This window comes from Candidatus Skiveiella danica (genome assembly GCF_022705245.1).
GTDB lineage: Bacteria > Pseudomonadota > Gammaproteobacteria > Burkholderiales > Burkholderiaceae_C > Skiveiella > Skiveiella danica.
In genome coordinates this window covers 1-327 of the sequence record NZ_JAKJEW010000093.1, presented here as the reverse complement: position 1 = coordinate 327, position 327 = coordinate 1, and the positions used below count along the sequence as shown (strand labels likewise).

The window sequence follows — 327 nt, the reverse complement described above, 5'->3', positions numbered from 1 at the left end:
CGGCCAGGAAAATCCCGTCGCCGTCATCTACACCGGCAAATTCAACGAGGTACAGCGCTACCTCTCCCTGACCCAGCATGTCTATTCCCCGGCCCTTCTGATCGTCAGCCCTAAAACCTGGCTGAACCTTGGCAAGGAAGACCAGGATATGCTCATAAAAACCGCCCGGGAAGTGGCCCCCTATCAGCGGCGATTGGGAAGGGAAAGCGAGGAGAAGCAGATCGCGGCTCTGGCCGCCGCCGGCATGACGGTAAGCAAAGATATCGACAAGGCTGCCTGGTACCGGGTCATGGAAGCGGCCATGGGAGATTTTATCAGGTCATTCGG

Annotated in this window: 1 protein-coding gene; it reads left to right on the top strand. The window is 57.8% G+C overall.

Features of this window, described 5'->3' with window-relative positions; genetic code table 11:
* Window positions 1-327, top strand: a 327-nt coding sequence (dctP, locus tag ACMUOY_RS20140; RefSeq protein ID WP_413894514.1) for a TRAP transporter substrate-binding protein DctP, incomplete at both ends; no start/stop codon positions are given.